General features: G+C 63.9%; 1 protein-coding gene (running past both ends of the window). It reads left to right on the top strand.

All 20632 nt of this window come from inside a single coding sequence — locus AB0H00_RS14330, glycerophosphodiester phosphodiesterase family protein, on the top strand. Of the gene's 123276 coding nucleotides, 88801 precede the window and 13843 follow it; the stretch shown corresponds to coding positions 88802–109433 (codon 29601, partial, through codon 36478, partial); the first complete codon in view begins at position 3. Both codon boundaries (start and stop) fall beyond the window edges.

Below are 20632 nucleotides of genomic sequence, written 5' to 3'. Positions count from 1 at the left end.
CCCGACGTGCGGATATCGTCGGCAGTATTGCTGAGGAGACCAGGGCGGCCGGGGCAGATTCCCGCCTTGTCGCCGATATCTACGAACGAATTGTTCACGCGACAGAGTCGCGCCCAGTAGACGTGGCGAATTGTTTCGACGCCGATGCCGATCTGGATGGTCAAGGCGAGGTGCGCGGTATCGTGCGGGACGCATTCATAGATTTATGCGCGCAGGGCGTAGCCATCTGGGCCGAATTGTATGGATGGTCGGAGATTTCCATACGGAGCATCGCTGATTATGTTGCCGACGCGTACATAAATTCCGAAGAAATGGTCGGACAGGCTTTCGCCTCGACCTGCGCGGAGTACTTGCAGGGCGTGAAAGACTGGGATATCGAGGGGGCTGCCGAATGGTCGGAGGATGTAGCCGAGCAACAAAGGAGTGGTGTGGAGCGCCGGTGTGCCGCCACCCTGGACGGGGTCGACTGGGCCGAGCAGGAGAAACTCGCGCAATTAGAACATTTGGTGACGGATAACTTCGCAGGCTCGAGCGTTGATTCGGCATTGCCGGGCGGTGCGCCGTTCAGCGAGTCCGATATTGCCTTCCTGACCGAAAACGGTATCAGGCCGGATGATGAGGCAAAGGATCTTGTCGATAAGCTGCTGAGTTTGTTCAAGATTTCCGTGGGTGATCCGATCAAAGAGGGCAATGACCCGTTATATAAGTTCTTTGTCAATTTTGTGCTCGGCGCACTGCAGTCCGAGATCGAATGTGTCGGACCCTATGCGTCGAAGGCGACCAGGAAGAGTGCGGACGGCACACTGACCGCACGTATCGCGGACGCTCCGCTCGATGAGATCGTCGGCGCGGCGATCGCCGCACTTCTGTACGACGTCCTCAACGGCGAGTCGATTATGGTTTTGCTACTGGATAGATTCCATGAATTGGAGCAACATAAATCCCTTGGCATTCCCGACGAGGACGGAAACATTCGTCCGCTCACGAAGTACCTCGTCAAGAGAACGAAGCGGGACAAGGCCACGAATGAGACGGTCAGGCAGTACACGCCACTCTCGGATGAGTATCCGATTCGCTGGCAATTGGATATGTCCGAGAAAAAGGGAATCGGTAAACGAAAACTCCTCGTCGTGGACGAGGCTGAGGTCCCCATCATGGAATTCGTCGCTTACCTCGAGCGCATGGCACAAATCATGGACCACGACGTGCTGTCCGTTTTCTATGCCTGTACCGACCCCGATTGTCCGAATCATCTCGCCTCGGTCGACCCCTTCATCTCGGATGTGCCGGGCACCTGCGCGTGCGGCGGTGGGCTGAGTTTCTTCGCGAGCTTCAAGGGCGAAGTCGTGGAAATTCTGGATCATCTGGGTCGCGGAACGTGCGAAGGTTTGGATCTTGCCACGTACCACCGCAATCTGCTCGCACGGAACCGCAATAGCTTCACCTCGACATTGTTGATCCTCGCGAAGTACATGGAGAAGCAGATGCGGCCGGTGGCGGCCGGCCAAGAGGTCTTCGGTCTCAACTACAACCCCGTGACTTTCTCGTACGATGTGGAAAAAATTCTCGACGAACAGGCTGCGGCTGATGCGTCGGGTCTCGGCGAGCAGGCCGCGGCGCGGTTGATCGTCCCGCTCATCGAGATCGCACTTCTGCGCATGGTCAGAGCGACGCTCGGGCGGATCTCGACCGACATCAGGGAGCGGCTGCCCGAATTGGTGCTCGACTACGGGATCTCCGCACCCGAAGAAGATTCGGAGAAGGCGGAGCAGGCTCGAGAAGAGTTGCTGGCGGCCATCACGCAGGACAATGAATCGGCCCAGAAGGTACAGAGCAAAGGTAAAGAAGCGCGTCGGCTGGCCGCCGAAGCGAAGAAACAGGCCGCTGCGCTGCGCAGAGAAGAGGAGCGTCGCGCTCGGCAGGAGCCGAAAGCCGCCGACCAGGGATCCGACTCTGCCCTGCCGGAAATAACCGAGGAGGATCGGGACCGGCCAGACGCCGCGAAGGACAGCGGAGTGCCCACCCCGGTCGAGGTGCCGGTGCGGCTGGGCGAGCCCGCGCCGGTGCGCGCGGCACTGGAAGCACTGGACTGGCCCAATCCCGAGGTGGTCGAGAATCTCATCGGGCTCGTGGTGGACGAGAGTCCACACTTGGTTGGAAGTGATCCGGTCGCCGCGACGGTGACGTTGCAGGTTGATCCGGACACCCGCATGCTGACCGTCACCATTGCCGGCCGCGGCGTCACTGATAGTGGAATCGTCCAGGCGATGCGGTATCTGCCTGGAGTCGAGTCTGTATGGTCCGACGCGGATAACGCAGACATAGTGCGGTGGCAGATTCCCGAGTCCGCGACATGGGAACGGCCGCAGGAAATTCCGTCGTGGGATCCGGACGGCAGATGGCCGGTGCCGCCAGACGGGGACTACGAGCAGCCGCCGCTGGCTGACGCCGTCGCATCGGATGCCGATGACATGTGGCATTTCGATCCGACTGCGCCGTGGTCGGCGCCGGACGTCGATTACTTCGAGGAGACCGCGGCAGCTGCCGCCATGCGGGAGGACGAGGTCGGTTCGGCGATTTCGTCCTCCGACATGGCGGCAGCTGCCGGTGTGCGCGCCGGCGACGACGAGCAGGAGGAGGAGCCGGACGGCGCGACCCGGGCGCCGGACGGCGGTTCGTCCTGGCGAGGAGCCGTTGAGCCTTACCTCGGTGATGAGGCGCCGCTTGGTGGTCAAGAGATCCTGCGCCGGATGCGGAAGGGTGGACCGCGCGATCAGTACTCGACCTGGCGGCGACCGGTGCGGGGCGGGCCGCATCCGAACGGTCGCTTCCCCGTCGGGCCGCGAGAGGAGCCGATCGATTCCGAGGACGAGGGCACTGGAGCATACGAACACTCCAGCTCCGCCGCCGACGGCAAACCGGACAGTGCGCGGGCCGCCCTGGTCGAGGCACTGTTGGATGCCGACGGGGCTGAGTTGTCAGCGGGAGACGACATTGTCGGGGAGCCGCCACCCGAGAACACAGCGGACAACGACCAGCACGAAACGGGCACCGCAGTACCCGCGGACCTGACGTCGCGCATCGGCTTCGAGTCGGACAGCACCTCCCTGGCCGACCACCGGAGCGTGGTGTCCGCGCATTTGCAATGGGGGCCCAAAGGGTTGTCGGCGCAGGATATCGAGCAGGGCGTGGCAGCCCTGCAGGAAGGGGGGCAAATCACCGCCGTCGAAGCCGAGGTGTTTCGTCGGCGGTATCTGGGAGACGAGAGCGCCGGTGATGTGGTCGCCGCGATGGGGCGGGGGCTGTCGGTGAGTGATGTCGACACCGCGGTGCTCGAGGTGACGAAGGCGGTAGCGACGTGGGCGTCAGGGGAGCTCGGGTGGCGCGATGATGTCGGGCGGTTCGTCGATCACCTGCGAAGCCAGTTGGATGACTGGGAATTCGCTGGGTGGGATATTCGAGATCAGCATGACGGGGATCTCGCGGACATAGTAGCCGCGATGCTCCGTGCTGCGATGAGAACACCCGACGATGATTGGGACACGGCTGTTTTCGAGGCGGTGGCGCAGCTCGACGCCTGGGGTTTGCGCGTCGAGATGGTCAACACGCGGACCGGTGCGGCACACGTCGTGACGCTGTCGGGTGAACCAGGCGTCCCTTGGCTGCGGTATGAGGCGCGGGGCAGTGCCGGCGGGTGGCAGAAGATCGTCGAAACTCACCTGCGTCAATGGGTGACGGGCAAATGGACGGCGGAGCATACCGCATGGCTGAAGCACACCACCCTCTCCTGCAGCGTCGCGGACGGCCCGGTGACCTTCGTCGTCGATCTCGACGACTTGAAGCCGACGGTGCTGCGCAGCAGCCTGCGTCAGCGCGAGAGCGAGATTTTGTCCGAGTACCGCGAGCCGGAGTTCCCACCCGCGCGAGGTGACGCCAATCCGGGGTTGGTGGAGTCGGTTTACCGCGAAGGGGTGTTCAAGGCGAGCGTGGCTCCCGGCGACGCGGTCGCCGCCGAGGCGGTGAGCGGTGAACTGGCCCGGTTGCTGGGCAAAGGTCTCGACGGTGTCACACAGCGGGCGGTGTTGGGCGTCATCGCCCGAGCCCTGTGCGTCGGCAGCCGTCTCGAGTTCTGGCGTAGCCAGGGCGTGGGGAACTGGACGGTGTCGATCATGGACGGCGTCTCGTCGAAGATGGTGAACAAGTTGTGTGCTCTCGACGGCGAGCTCGAGTTCTCGGGGCCGTACTCGGGTGCGCCCGGCTCGGCTTCGGCGAAAAGGGCGATGCTGCGTGATCAGTGGCGGGATTTGCTTGCCGACTGGCGGGACTTGGATCAGGCGGTGGACGCGAACCGGTGGTTCGAGGCCTGGATGGACTTCGGTTTGTCGTCGATCCGGATATCGGGTCAGTCGCCGGCGCGGACCATGAGACTGGAAAGATTCTATTCCTCTGACGGCAATGAATTCCGCGAGTATCGCGAATCTGATGGCGGACAACGTCTTCCGGCTGTCCAGCGTGATGACGCGACGGCACCGCGCGCGGTCGAGTCGCTGGTGGGAACCCGGATGGCGGGGTGGGTTGATCGTCGACAGGTCGCTGTGGCCGCGTCGTTGGCAGCCAAGTTGGCCGAGCTGGCGGTATCTCGCGGCGCGGCCGGCCCGGTGACGGTGGAGACCTCCGCGGACCCGACTCGGTTGCGCGTGGAGATGTCGGCTGACGCGTTGTCCGACAGCGATAAGGCCGAGCTGGCGGCGATGGTGGAGCGCGCCGGGCTTCCCGGCGGCGTCGTTGACGGCGCCGCATGGTTCGAGGCCTACGACAACCCGACCGTTGAGTACCTGGCGACCTACGAGAACAGGTACGGGACGAGCGGAGTTTTCCAGGGAATTCGCGCTAGGGTGCGCCGCGACGGCGTTCTCCAGTACATGATCGTGGCGGGTAAGACGACAACACCCACCGGCCGGGAGATGTTCGAGGAGATGGCGGCCGCTCTGCGGCCGTGGGTGCGGGCTCTGCTCGATGAGTGGGGTCAGTATCTTCCCGACAATCTGGACAGCTTCAACGCGGGGTTGCAAAGCGCGAGTTTGGGTTTGCCTGACGGGGGTTTGCAAGACGACCACTCGCGCGAGGACTCGGCGAGCAACACCTTCACTGGGAGATTGGCTGAATCCCTGTTCGGGTTCACCGAGGTGGGCGTTGAGAGCCTGGCTGGTCCAGTCGGGGAGTCTGCCTCCGACGAGGATAAGGACGATTACGGCGAGTCTGCCTTCCGCGAGTACGAGTACACAGACGCCGAGCTGCTGTTCTCGCTGTCTGGTATCGAATGGACCGATGACAGGACATGGCGCACCAGCGCGCACGTCGAGAACGGTACCGGCGTCGACGAGGCCGAGACGAAAGTGCGCGGGCTGCCGGGGCCCGACCCGGAGGTCGTGGCGGCCGCAGCCGAATTGGCTCGGCGCGGGCTCGCCGACGCCACCGGTGACGTTGTGGCAACCCACGACACCCTGGCGGAGAAGACACAGCTAACGGTGTCGCACGGCGGGGACTACACGTCCTTGAAAGCGACGGTGACCAACACCCGAGAGTGGGAACTGGAATGGACGGTGTCGATAGACGACCCGGGCATGCTGGACATTGCCGCCGACCAGTTGGACGTGGTGGCGAGTCACCTACCGCGCTCGCTCCGTGACGCAGTGCGCGGCCGGTTCACCGGGCTGCGCGCCATGCTGGAGGATATCCGCAACTCTGGCAGGTCGTCGCAGCTGCGGGTGCGAGCTGTGGTCGACGGCGACGGCGATGGCGTGCAATGGCAATGGTCCGATGCCGAGCCCGGGGTGGAGTACCGCTACATCTACCACCGTGACGGCGGTGACGGCCCAGCCGCGACCCTCGGCCTGAAGATGGACGCCACCCGCTCGGCATCTCGGGAGCAGTTGGCCGACTGGCTGGGCGAGCTGGTCGCTGAGCGCAGTCGCAACCCCCGCGTTTTCGATGCGGCCACGTTGTTGCGGCGGCTGCTCCACGAGCGGGAGCGCAAGCGCACGGTGACCGCCAAGGTCGTCACCGGCCCGCACGGCCCGGCGCTGCATGTCGAGCTCGACTCCCACCTCGGCGCCGTCACCGACGCGGACCGCGCAGACGCGGCGCGGTGGGCGGACCGCTACGGTTCGGAATCGGTCGGCGACGACGTCACCCGCTCATGGTTCGAGTTCGATCTCGGCGAGCCCGGGTCCCCGCAGCGCCGCGCCCTCCCCGACGGTGACGGCCCGCCCGACCCCATACCTACCCCCGACGATACCGACTTCCGCGACGCCTACTCCACCACCTATCAAAGCCCTGGCGAATCGGATGGCACATCACCCACCGGTACCGAACCGCGTGAATTCCTTCTCGGATCGGCGAGTTCGGGTGACGGCGGGTCCCCGAGCGGATTTGCTTGGTCTCCGGAGTCGCTCGACCAGCAGATCGCCGATGCCGCGGCCGCAGCGGCGCAAGGCAAGTCACCCGGTAACGGCATCACAGGTGCGGATGACCACGAGGGCACCGCCGAGTACGTGCTGGAACCGTGGTCCGAGGAACAGATCGCTGCGGACGCCGTCAGGGTCGAACTGGCGGTAATCGCAAAGGCTTTGGAAGAGGTGGGCCGGTCGCAGGGATGGCGGCCGACGTCCGCTGCGGCGCGGATATGGGCGCAGGCGAGCTGTGCGGCGTCGTACATCATCAACGGTTTAGCGGCAGACGCCGAACATAGCGAGTCGGCCGCGCGGGGTGCGGCGGTGCCGTGGGGGCTGTCGGATGCGAAGGCCGATGCGCTCGCTCGGCGAGACGGGCTGGGGGAGATCGCGAAGGGTCTCCTGAAGCAAGTCGGCCGTCCCACCAGGAATCTCGATGCCGCGATACTGCGCTTTGTCCGCGATGTGAATGCGCGACGAGCCGCTTTCGGGGACGTCTCGTTCCAGAGCGGTTCGGTCGCTGTCGCGGCGGAATCCGATGCGACCCGGTTGGGGGAGAGTCCCGATAACGGCCGGATGGCGGCCGAAGCGGCATTGGCGGCTGTCGGGTTGCGTTACTTGGTCGCGGCCGCCGATGTGCGCCGGTTGGAGCGGTTGACCGAGCCGGAGCCGCATGAGCTGGAAATCTCTGGTATAAAGGCCGATTCGACCGTCGGTAACGGATTGGCCGGGGTGATCGCACGCCTGAAGCGATCCGGTGTGGATGTGCGTGAGCTGGTGGCGGGCGATCTGTCCGAAACAAGCGATCGGTCTCAAACGGGTGATTGGTCCAAAACGGTCGATCGGTCCAACAGCAGGTTGCTCGATGTGCGGTGGCACGACGGTAATTCCGTATCGATCACCGTGGATCGGCAGGCGATCACCGATCCGGACCTGTGGCGGCAGGAAGCCGAGCGTGGAATCGAGCAGCGGCGGTATCCGGTGTCGGCGCGGCCGCACCCCGTAACCGTCATTGTCGCGCAGCATGTTGCAGAGAAATTGGTCGCGGCGGCGCAGCTGAATTCGTATGTCACCGAAGCCGCGCTGATCCGTCGTTATCGGCGGGAGTATCAAGGCGTTCTGGACGGTGCACTGCCCGCGGAGCCGGACACCGGATGTGCGCAGTGGCTGCGTGAAGCCGGGTACGAGATAGCCGATATCCCGCTGCACACACGCGGGACGGCGGCGGTCGAGCGGGCGCTGGCCGATGTGCTGGCGCGCGGTGACGCCGCGCCTGCCCCGGTGCGAGTACTCGGTGACTATGTCGCAAAACGGCTTTCGCGTCGCACTGAGCGTCGTCCGGGCAAACCCTGGTCCTCGGATCCCCGCGTCTGGTTGTCGAATCGCGAAGGCACGACTCGACGTGACGTATTGGGATGGATCGGTCAGGCTGCGGTGGGCATCGCGGTCGGTTCCGCCGTATCCCTGCGCGGCGACAGTGCCATCGTGCCGCCGACAGCGCCGCCGCACACCGGACTCGGTGACGAGTTCGACGAGATGATCGCTTACTCGATCACCCTGACAGGCAAGGTCAATGCATTTCTGGAGAGGGGCGGGACGATCGAATTCGGGCCCCGGACCGACCTCGATCGCGAAACTCTCACGATCCGGCTCGATCGCAGCGGCCTGTCGAGCCCGGAAATGGTCGTGCACGAGCTGGCTCGCCAGTTCGGAGAACTCGAAGATGGACGCCATTACACCGTTCCGGGGAAACCACGGGGCGAGGGTGCGGCCGAAGAATGGATCACCGACAGAATTCTCGTCGACTTCCGGCGGAGGTCAGCAGCGAATGTCTTCGCGGCGTGGATCCAGGACGAGATTTCGGTCAGTAGCCGTGGTGAAATCGACATATTCGCGTTCGAGCCGAATGAAGACTATTCGGCGGCGAATTGCTACGGCGAATCCGATGCCTACCAGCGGTATCTGGAGGAGACATCGGATCTGCGCGAGGAGCAGCTGAGACTCGAGGCTCTGCTCGAAAACAGTGACCTGCAGGAATCTGAGGACCTGCGCGATGATCTGCTGGAGATCGAGCACGCGAAGAAGCAGGCATGGGAGCGTGCCTGCGACTGGGTTGCCGACAACATGTTCGATGACACCGAATCAGATGAGTACCGTTGGGCATACCGGCGTTACGAAAACGAGCTATTTAACAACTACGGCATGACCACCTCCGGCTCGAACAGCGTCACGGAGAGCACACTGACGGGAGATCCGTCACCCGCATTCGATCCGTCGAAACCGTTGCCGGAGATGGTCATCGGCGTATTCGCGGCCGGCGCGGCAGCGGATGGTGAAGAGCCGCATGCACCCGACAGCGGGGAATCCCACTCCGCTGCTGGCTCGGCTCCTGGAGATGGTGGCGGGTCCGGTGCCCAGCGCTCGACGGATCCGGACGGCACCAGCCGCGAGCGGACCATGACCCAGAGTGACTGGCGGGCCATCGCGCCGGCGGACAAGGCCTTGGCGGAACTTGTAGGTGCTATTTCTACTAGGCCTATTGTTCGCCCGGTTCGGAAGTTCATCGACGGTGCGGAATACCGTGTCCTGCGTTTCGAATCAATTGGATCCGAATCGAGCAACTCCGTTGTCACCGTCGACATGACCCTCGGTACGGCGACGGTGCAGCGGATGCGTATCGAGATGGAGGCTGGGCGCACCGTCGGGATGGCTGGATTCATCCTCGCTCCGGCGGTCGTGCGGGCTGTGGCGCAGCTGACCGGCTGGCGGTTGGATGACCTCGATTCGTTGCGAGGTCGGCTCGAACGGATACTGACCGCAGGTGGCGGTGTCGGATCGGGCCGTGCGGTTCTGGAGGTTCGGCGGGGCGCGGACGGGGTGTGGGAGCCCGATGTCGCGGTGTCGGAGAAGGTCGGCCTCTTCGAGTCCGGCTCCAGTCCATTGCGGCCGATCGGCGGTGCCGGACAGTCGGATCCGGAATCGGAGCCGGACCAGGCCGCGGGCGGCGGATCCCGGCCTGCCGCGCGGCTGGTCGAATCTTCCCCTGGCCGGTTCGAGGGACGGGTGGAGCAGGGCGAGGAGGCCGCTGCCCTGTTCGATGACATGGGCCAGGAGTTCGGGGCCGCGTCGGCGGTGGCGTCGGCGGCGTTGCGGCGCTTCGGTGGGCATGTGATCGTGGGGGAGATCAAGTCCGCGGGTATCCCGACTGGGTGGCATATCCGGGTTGTGCTCGGCGGTGTCGAGATCGAAATGCGCGCTACGACAGACTCGCTGCGGATCGAGTGGTGGGGCTTGCCCGTCGATCCGGCATGGCATGAGCTCGTCCGCGCGCAGTGGCGGCAGCTGATCGACGACCGTCAGGACGACGGTCAGATGCGTATTGCGACAAACCTGCTCGAGCGGCTGCTGGACGATTCGACGGAGCCGTTGGTGATCGAGCGGACATGGGGTTCGGGGCTTTCGGTGGCGCGGGGGGAGATGCGCGACGGAAAATGTTATGGGGGTGCCGAATTCGAGTACCAACAAATGCCGACGGTGGCGAGCGCGACCAGGTTGAGAGTGCTGCCCGGCCAGCCGCCTGCGATCGAACAGTTGAGGGAATTGTTTGGATGCCTGGTTCCTGACGGATCGCACGGTGCCGCGGTGGCGAAAGCGGCCGATCTGTACATGACGGTGGTGAACGAGTCGGACGGTGCTGTTGTGTGGACCGCCGGGAACCCGATAGGGGAGCGCAAAGCCGATACGACGGCGGAAGTGGCCGATACCGACGGTGTGCCGATGCTGCGGATTTCGACGCGGATCCACCGACCCCGGGCCGAGCACTCCCGGACGCCACAGCTGCTCGATCTGCTGGTTGCCGGTGGTGCGAGGGAAGTGGATGTCATCGTGGACCGCCTGCCCCATGGTTGGGCCGACACCTGGGTGCACTTCGCGGTCCCGCTGTCGACAGGCGATGCCGAAACGCCCGACAGCAGTGACCAGGCTGGCGCACCACGCGATGCGGCTGGTGGGCCGCCTCGCCGGGGCGGGAGCAGCCACCGTTGGGCTGAACCGGACTTGATGGAACTGTCCCGTGGTGGCTCGAAGATGGATTTCCGCCCTGGTCGTTCGTTTCGTGGGCCCGGTGGCGGCGGTCCTCGGTTTACCGGTCGAAACCGCGCGACCGACGCTGGATCCCGCAGCGAGGAAGAGGGCGCCCGCACCGAAGATACGGGCGCGTTGCCGCCGCCGTTGCGCCGTTTCGAAGATCCTGTGCTGCGGTACGCGATATCCCGCACGAAGAACGAGGAGGTTGCGCAAAGACTGACGAGGGAGATCCTCGAACGCGCCGAACGGGACTTCGGGTCGCGGCCCAACGACGCCGAGGTCTCGGCCTGGCTACTCGCTATTGCCGCCGAACGGGTTTCGACTCATCTCGGCCTCCTCCAATTCCAGGCAGAGGCTGAGCTCTACGTGGACGAGCAGAGTGGCGAGACGGACTCGCAGGCCCAAGCCGTGGCAGAGGTAAAAGAAGATCAGTTGCGGGCCGCCATCGGTATCTTCTCGAATGAGCCTGACAAGATGTCATATCTACATAGGCGTTTCGTCTTGGGTATGGCGTTCCGCGAGTCGGCCACGGAGACGGGAATCGCTCAGGCAAGAGCAGGCCAGATCGAGGAAGCTGCCATGCCCTTGATGATCGAGTATCTCGTCCAGGTCGGCGCAGCGGATTCCGAGGAGTCCGATGAGCTCGCCCCGCAGGTATCCGACACGTCGTTGCAGGACGCGTTGCGCATGGCTGCCGAGGCTTTCGCTCCGGCCACCGAGCGTCAGCGACGAGTGCACGACCAGATAGCGGAGCTCGTCGGCGGGAAGGACTTCGCGTCGGAACCAATTGATACTCAGCTGGCGGCATTGCAACAGGTCCGCGACCACGACCCGATCGGCTTCCTTCTTGCCATCGGATATCTGCCCGATTCTCAGCGGCGACTGTTGAAGGAGCTGGCGGATAGGGACCTGTCGGTTACTGCGATCATGTCCGCTACCGTGCTGAGCGAACTGGAGGCAAGTCGCCGGTCGGGTTCGATTCTCGATGCGTTTCGTGCGCTCGCAATAGGGCAGAATGTCGGGGCGGGGCGACGCAGTGCGGAATTGGCTGTATTGGCTCATGTTGTCGAACAGATCGGTGCGTCGGTTTTCGGGAGTTGTATCCAAGCCCTGTCGGAAGCCGATCAAACTGTCCTCTGGCTGAAGATAGTCCACACCTGGAAGATCAGCGAGATCACCCACTATCTGACCGGCAGCGAGGAACCGTCCAGAGCAGACATCGTCCGTGTCGGCAGGTTGCTCGTTGCCGCTGTGGATCGGCTGATCAGTGAATTCGGCGAGATGGTACCGGCCGCCAGCGAGGCTGTGGTCGGTGAGGATACGCAACCTTCCGGTAACGGAGCCGATGAGGAGTACCTCGACCCGGTCGCAGAAGCGTCGGCATTGATCACGGTCGCACACGATCGTCTTCCGCGCGCAGTGGAAAATGCCGTTGGTAAATTCTCTCGGCAATCCGACCGGTTCGATGTCAAGTCAGTGTTGAGTGCCCTCGTTTCGGGGCGCGAGGCAGGGGTTTCAAGTAACCGCCACAAATCCGACGCTGCGTTGAAGTTGGCAAAGCGCCTGACTTCGAGAGATTTCTTTCGCCATCACGGACGGTCGAAGGTCATCCAGATGGTGGCACGAGACAGCAAAACCGGCCCGCTCGGCGCCCTTCTACGGTCTCTCGAGCCGGAACCGAGTTGGTATATCACGGAATATCTGAACGGTAAGTCACCAGCCGAGATGGCGATCGAGAAGGGCAAGAGTGAGTCCACGGTCAGCCGCTCCCTCACTCGTGCGGTCCAGGCCATGGTCGAGCACCTTATTGACAACGGGTATGTTTTCGATCTGGATACGCACGATGTGATCGCCGTGATAAAGATGGGTCATCCGTCGGCGATCAACCAAGTTCGATCCACGCTGACTCCGCGCGAACTCGATGTCCTGGAATGGCTGCTGGCTGAGAACGGGACGTCGGTTCGCGCGCTGGCCACACAGCTGGGTAGCGATCCCGAGCAAGCGTGGGCACTGGCGTTCCGCATAACCCGAAAACTGATCGAGTTCATACCAGCCGCCCCCTCTGATACCGCAGCGGCAGTGGGTGACTCGCGGCCGCCCACTGTTGAGCACCTCGACCCTGATGTAGAGGGGCAGGCATTGCTCGCCGCAGCTTACGACCGCCTGCGGCGTGTGATGGAGCTGGCAATCGACACTCTGCCGGTTCACGATCGGACACGTGCCGAAAGACTGCTGAAGTCGATCTCATCCGATTCGACCGCGACGTCGATTACCGGCCGGCACGACCATAAAATCCTAGGGCTGTTGCTCGGGCGGATAACAAAGGGACACTTCTTTTCCGGAGGCGGATGGTCGAAGATCGTTCACGCGGCGGCGGCTGAACCCGAAAGCGAGACGTATACCACCGCTTTCGGAAAAATCAGTCCGAATCAGCAGCGGTACATCGTCGAGTGCGTAGTGGGTAGTCGGGATATCGATGACCTCGCCGACGAGCGGCGCAAGGCGCCCAAAACCGTCCGAAATGGCTTAGGCAAGGCGATTCTGGCTCTGGGAAAGCGTCTCCTTGACGAAGGTTTTGTCTGGGACGGCGAAACAGACGATATCGTTGCCGCGCTGCGGTTGGGGTATCCATCGGTCCTCCGCAACACTGCCGACTCGTTCACCGGCGATGAGCAGTGGGTTGTGCGGCTGTTGAACGAGGAGCGGGATCCCCGTGGCGTGCTGCGTGAAACTTTGTCCCGCGGCCAGGCCGATGCGCTGTACTACCGGGTTCTCCGGCAGTTGATCGAAGCGATCGACACTCCCGCGTCGGCAGGACCTTCGGTGGAGGCGGCGGCGGTTGCTGTTGTCGGGCAGGAGGACAGCCGTCCGGCCGACGCGGTTACGGGCGGGGGTGAGGTGCTGCAAGAGGCGCGGCCGGGTGCCGGATTGACTCCCGAGCAACTGCGGGAACTCATGCGCGCGCTCGAGGAATCCCAACAGCCGGTGTCGGCGAGCGCATCGGCGAGCGTTCTCGATGTGATGCTGGGGTCGTTGGATGTGCCGAGCGGTGTCTTCCGCAAGGCGCAGTTCCTGACGATGGAGTTGTTGAATCGTGGTCTGTCCGGCGCGGATTCGGGGCGGTTGGCGACGGCGGTTGTCGGCAGTCCGGGTTCGCGGCGGTTGGTGGTCGGGTTGATGATCACGGGATTGGATCCGGATCTCAGGAATGATCTGGTGCGGAGATTCGGGGTATGGGCCGACAGCTCGGGTTGGTATTCGATCGCTGCCGTGGAGCCGACCACGGTGGTGTGGTTCGAGCTGGAGGAGTCGGGTACCGACCCCGCGCGGTGGAATGACGGTCGGCGCGATCCGGATGACATTACGCCGGAGTTTCCTGGGCTACAGGGTGATTCCGATGCGGATGCTCCGGAGCTTCAGCCGAATGGTTCCGTTCCGGCATGTCACCCTGCGGACGAGCCTTTCGGCGGGGCGGTGGGGGCGTTGGAGTCGGGTGCCCGGAGTGGGATGTCGTTCAGAGGGGCTCCGCGGCGGGCCGGCCACCATCGGGGGCGGCCGTCGGGGGCGGGCGACGGCACACCGCTACCGGGAGTTGACCAGGCTGTCCAGGACGAAGTGGCAGCCGCCGACGACTTACCCGATTTCCATACCGGCGTGTCCGATACCGACCCGCCCCCACCCGATGGCTCTGCGCAAGACCATGACGCAGCTGGGAAGGGACCGGAGGATCCGGCCCCTTCTTCTGTGAAAAGGGCTGGTGCGCGGCGAGTTTCGGGTAGCGAACCAGAGGTACAGTCCGCCGGCTCGCACGGATCCGGAGGGGAAAGCGGTCCCAATGTGGAGCGGGGGATCGGGGCAGCGCTGCGCGATGGCACGATCGATGCCGAATCAGCCATGCGGTTGAGTGTGGCTTTAGGGATCGCGCCACCCATGATGTTCTCCGGTAGCGGCCAATCGAGCGGTTCCGCCCCGAATGGGCCGGAGCGCGGTGACAACCACGATGCGGCGAGTGATCAGTTGCCGAACGGTGATGCGCCACAGCGCGCGGATTCCATGGAGTTCACCGAACTCTGGGAACGCTTCAGTGAAGGCGCTGTCGGCTATGTGGAGTTCTGCATCGACGATGAGGAATCGATCACCCAGGAAGTGATCGGTCGTGTCGCCGAGCGCGCACGTCGGGAACTCGAGCGGGCGCCCATCGGAGGTGATGTCGAGAACTGGCTTCTCGATATCGCGGGCCACGAAGTCCAGGATCAGCTGGCCTATTTCAAGGTGCAAAGAGGTCTCCGCGAGATCATCAGCTCTATCGCCGCCGGGGGTGCGGACTCCTCGCAGCAGTTGCTGGACGCGCTGGCGCGTGTGCCGTGGTCGGAATTCCGGGACGCCCTGACGGCAGTGTCCGATCGTGCGTGGCCCGCGTTTCTCCTCCGTTCCGCGCTGTCGGAGTGGCCTGACGTCGATTCGCTCGCCGACGCGTTGGGGGTGCGGCCGGCGTATGTGGAGGTTCTGGTGTATCGGCTGGTGCCGAAGCTACTGCACGAGTTGGGACTGGAGGAACCGGTCTGGCCCGATGTGGCTGATCTGCTGGACGTCGATGATTTCCCGGAAGATGTCGATGCGGTCGATACTCAGCTGAGTACGTCCGGTCAGACCGTGACCTCGGACGATATTCAGCGGGCGCTGGTCGGGATCAATATGCGGCCGCCTGAGACGGATTACCTTCCACCGGTGACGCCCGCCGAAATCGAGCGAGACTGTGGAATCCCGGTCGACCATCAGCGCGGACTGCAACGGGCCGTGGATACGTTGGGAATCATCCTCGATATCCGTCCCGCCAATCCGGAGGGCGTGCGTTGGGTCCAGAGTGGCCTGGCTCTGCCGAAACCGGAACGGCTCAAGGTGAAGACGCTGACCGAACTCGATCGGCTACTCGGGGCCCATCCACTTCATCTCGGGCTTGTCGGGATTTTCGAGCCGACGCTGCCGGAGCGCCCCGATTGTCCCGCGGACATCTCCGAAGACGAATGGTGCGCTCGGTGGGATGTGCTGGTGCGGCGTTACGAATACCGTCGCCAGGAGTGGCGCACGATGCAGGGGCAGACGGAACTCGATATCGGCGAGGACGGCATCGTGTACGGGCGTGATCAGTTGGGATTGCGCCGCCCGTACGGATCGGATTTCGACCTTTTCGCGGTGCGGCACAGCGACGGTTCGCTGATCACCTCCAAGCCCGTTTTCGAACAGATTCTGCGGACCCTGCGCAATGAGTTCGGTATTCGTGTGGAACACGGCGCGGTTCTGCAATGGTCGACGAACAACGATAAGGAGCATCGACTTCGGATGGAGCTGCTGGGGCAGCACGTCCGTGGCAAAACACCGCTGGTGAGATTCGCGCCGAGCCAGCCGATCCGCCAGGTATGGGGACCGATACCGACGCCGGGGATGCCGACCGTCGGCGATATGCCCGCCGAGGCGATACAGCCGTGGAACAGGTCCGCGCCCTCCGTCTTCGATCCACGGTGGGGTGTTGTGCTCGGGACCGGTGACGCCGCCGAGTGGGAGTTGGCGCAGGCCGCGAAATCCGGTGACGACGAAGCATTTCGAGAGTTGTGGGAGAACGTCGAGGCCGCAGTCTTCGACTATCTGATCGAGGAAGTCTACGACGATGAACTCTCGGTTTCCGATATCCGGTCGATCGCATGGAAGATGACCACGCAGCTGCGCGATACCGCAGCACGCGAGATCTTTCGGATTCCGGAGGGCGCGACGTTCTGGACCTGGCTCGGGGGTCTCGCCGCCACGCGGGTGGCCGACTACCGAGGTTTTCTCGCCTGCGTCGAATTGATCGCGGACGATTTTATGCTCGAATATCGCGTTGATCGATCGGATCCGCGGATACAGGCATTGTTGCGGGCCCATGACGATGGGGTCCTGCGGGCGTTCACGGACAAGGATTCGTGGCGTGAGCTGGTGCGGCTGACGTACCGACACAAGCTGGCATTACCTGCTGCTGCGATTCTGGCCGGCATCCCGCTGAACCGCGCGCTGATGGTCAAGCATGAGGTGGTCGGGGCGCTCGTCGAATATGTCGCCGCGCGAGAGCGGGAGTCGAACGCTGCCGACGAGGACACTGAGTGGTCGCCTGTGCCATCGCCGGAGGCCATTCTGGCGGTGGAAGTGTCTGATATTCCGGAGTGGCGACGGCTGATCGAGGAGTTGTCGGGCGTCGGGTTCGGAACCAGGCCGCCCACGGAGCTGGCCGACACCGTCGGGTCGGCGGACAGTGCCGATCCGGGTCCGGATGAAGACCCCTCGGTGCGGTCTGACTCCGAGCGCGGTCTCGACCGTGACCAGGTACTCGCCAGGCTCGAGGAGGAACTCGAGCGGGCGATCGCCGACCATCGCGATGCGGTGCACTGGTTGCAGGATTTTCTGCAACGACGTGGCGCCTACAGACGCACATTTCCGCAGGCGCTGATGGACATCTTCCGCAGTGCGTACGCGACGGACCCCGAGGCGTTCAGGCTTGCCATTTCGCATTTCGACGAAGACGTGCGTACGAGTGTGCTGAGCGTGGCGGCTCCTGACGAAGACTTTTCGGGCGGCCGACTGTCCGAGATCGGCGTGTACGTGGTGCTGGCGCGGTTCCGCGAACGGATGCCGCTGCTCGATATACACAGCCAGGAACTGGCGTTGCGCAGGGCGGCGCTGCGAGTGGGACCCGAGCAGTTCCGAGTCGCGTTCGAGGACTATTCGGATTCGGAGCGGGCGCTGATCGAGCATCGGATCCTGCGGTCGTGTGCGGGCCAACCGGGGGGCGCGGACCTCGACAGACTCCTCTATCGGAGCAAGCCGCTGGGGAAAGCGTGGCAGGAGACGATTACGAGGCTGTTCCTCGAGCTGTCCGGCGGTGCTATGCCTACACCGGCGCGCCGTGTGAAGTGGCACGACATTGTGCGAACGCAGGCGTACTGGCCGAATGATTGGGCGTCGGCCCTGGAACGGTTGACCGTCGGCTACCCGGTGCAAGCGGAACTCCTCGAGCAGTGGGTGCTCGGGCACCTTACACACCGGGAAATCGCCCAGCGATCCGGGCGCGGTGTGGAGGAGGTGCAACACCTGTTGGATGAGGCGGTAGTGCGGATGCACACCCTCCTTGCCGACGCCGGTGTGCGGATGTCACCGGAACAGGATCTGTTCGGCGCCGATCCGACCGACGCTGCGCATCAGCGCTGGCTGGGACCGCCCGAACCAGACAGGTTCGACGCGATCCTCGCGATTCTCCACCAGGAATTCATCAGCAGCCAGGACTTGCCGCCGAAGGCGACACCGGAGCGGCTGGAGCGACTCGGATTTCCCCAAGAGGACCAACAGGCCATCAAGCAAGCCATGGCCAGGCGCGGAATCTGGAGCTGGTGGCTGCCCGGCAACCCCGAGGGCAACCGGTGGACCCGAGCCGGAATCGTGCATCCTTGTCCCGCCGATATCGATATCGAAGAACGCACTGTCCTCGACTGGCTGTTGGGGGCGCCCTGGTGGAGTCTGGGCCTCGTCGGGCCGTTCGAACCGCGAATGCCCGCGCTTCCGGACGGTCTCAATCTCGAAGAGCAATCGCAGATCAACCAATTGCTGAACAAGCGATTGGAATATCGCCGGCGCGAATGGCTGCTGTACCAGAATCTGCGTCACCTGGACTTCGATGACCATTACATCCTGCACGGCACCGATGCCGACGGGCGTCGGCGACCGCTCGGTCGCGGTCGAGTGCTTGCCGGGCTGTGCGACGCCGACGGACGGTTGATTCGTGACACGGTGGTTTTGCAGGAGCTGCTCGCGGAATTGGCGCGTGAGGGGCTGCTGACCGATGGTGCCCTCATGCAGTCGCAGACATCCGGGCTGCCGGAAGTACGCGCCAAGAACGCGGCTCTGCATCCCTACGATCTGGGTGGGACGCGGGGAATGGTCCTGTTCACTCCCGGGAAGAATCCGGTCTTCGAGGCGGCGGTCCGCCCGCAAGAGGGATGGCCCAGTGTCGGCAACCTGCCAGTTGAAGCGCGGCCCGTGATCAGTATTGTCAAGGCCCGTTCGAGCCGGTTCTCCCCCGACTATCCGCTCAGCCCACGAGAGCAGGCGATCCACGACAAGGGCGTGCCGATGGAGTCCGCGCCCTACCGCTACCGGGCCGAGAATGACGAGCTCGACGGTCCCGAACCATACGGGTGGGTGTACACATTCGCCGACCAGAGCACCTGCCTGTTCAGTCAGGCAACGACCACCTTCGCGCCATACGCCGGCGCGCCGAACCTTGCTCCCGCGGTCCGGCATGTCGGCAAGTCTCGTGTGCACGAATTCCTGGCCGAGCGCATCGAGGACTATCCCGGTGTGCATACCAGCACACTGTGGTGGTCCGAAGACGGCTGGGGATCGCTCACCGAGCCCCTCGATGACGGTCTGGAACGCCCGGTGTGGGCTTGTTCGATCGAATACCGCAACGCCAGGGCGGTGGGTGACTACATCTCCGGGCTGCTGCGTGGTCCGGACGGTAGACAGTGGTGCCTGCTTCCGCGAGAGGTCTCCGTGCGGCGCATCGGCGAGATCCGCTCGGATTTCGTGGGAGATGCCCTCGGACGACAGCTCGATACCGGCACCCTGGAGGCGGTGCGTGCGCTGCGGGAAGAACTGGCCGACTTGCTCACCATGATCCGCACCGATCAAACGCCGCCGGTCGAGCAGTCGGCGATCGACCATGCGCTGGCGCGCTGCGACGAGATTCTCGAGCACGGCATGATCACCGGCGCGGCGTGGCCGGAATTCATCGAGATGCTTCTCCCCGCGCCGGATGCGCACCGACAGTCGGAATCGGAATGGATCGAGGAGATGATCGATCGCGCCGTCCGTCCGGTGCGTCCACTCGGTCCGCTGACACCGTCCGACGCGGAGACCTATTACGGCATTCCCGTGGAGTTGCAGGACCAGTGGGAGCAGGCCTGCGCCGAGCTGTCACGGCTCACCGGACGACAGATCGAGGCCTGGCTGTGCCCGGCCAATGGAGCGGGCCACGAGATGCTCCGTTCCGGAGCCGGCTATGCCAAAGAGCGTGCCGTCAAATACAAGAGCCTGGACCGGCTCGATCTGCTCCTGTGCCCGGATTTGACGGAGGCCGACCTGGGCGGGGTGTTTTGCTATGTGCCCGGCGAAGTGCCGAAAGGGCTCAGCTCGAGGCACACCGAGATTCTTCGTAAGCGGCGAGACCAGCGCCTCAGAGATCGGGAGGAGGCGACGCGTCGCGCAGATCTGCGGCTCGGGCCACGCGGCGAAGTGTACGTCGTCGGTCCGGACGGAGTGCCCAGGCGACAGCGTATCGATCTGGATCTTTATGGCCTCTTCTTCCGGGGTGGGGAAAGAATCGCCGACCCCGCCTTCCTCGCGCTCTGTCTGAACTTCTTGGCCGAACGGGGCCTCATCCAACACGGCGGCATCGTCGACCTGTGGCCGGCCTCACCGCAGCAGATCGCTCTGCGCAGTTCGCTGGAGGAAAAGTTCGGCCCCCACGGTGAGCCGCTGCTGTGCATCGCGCCTGGCATGACACCGTGCGCGGTGCGCGGTCTGCCGCCGAGCACGTGGACATCGCTCGTGATGGAGGTCAACAATGACGGCCTGGCGGAATTCGCGGCATACCAAGGTATGTCGCGGCGCACGGACGACGTGTCCGACGAGCCGTCGGCGACGATCGGCGCTGAGTACGCGGAATTGGTATTCCAAGACCTGTGGACCGTTTACGGTCGAGAGGTACGCGAACAGGTGAAAACCATCGTCGTCGACTGGCTCGAGCGATCGCTGTCGATCGATCCGGCACAGATGCCGAACCTTCGCGAATTCACGGTGGACGAGATCGTCGAGTTGATTGTCGAGCGATCACATCGCGACATTGCCGACAAACCAGTGGCGGTCGACGACCGTGAGTGGATCAGCGCCATCACCGAAAGCGAATTGTCGGAGTATCACGACTTTTGGCAGTTCCGCTTGGCACTGATCGAATTCCTCACGCTCGTGGTGGGTCTCGATGTCGCCGATCGTCAGGTGCGCTGGGTGCA

Origin of the sequence: Nocardia sp. NPDC023852 (assembly GCF_040639505.1) — a bacterium.
Classification (GTDB): Bacteria; Actinomycetota; Actinomycetes; order Mycobacteriales; family Mycobacteriaceae; genus Nocardia.
Note: the sequence above shows the minus strand (reverse complement) of the source record. Positions and strands in the feature narration are given on the sequence as shown.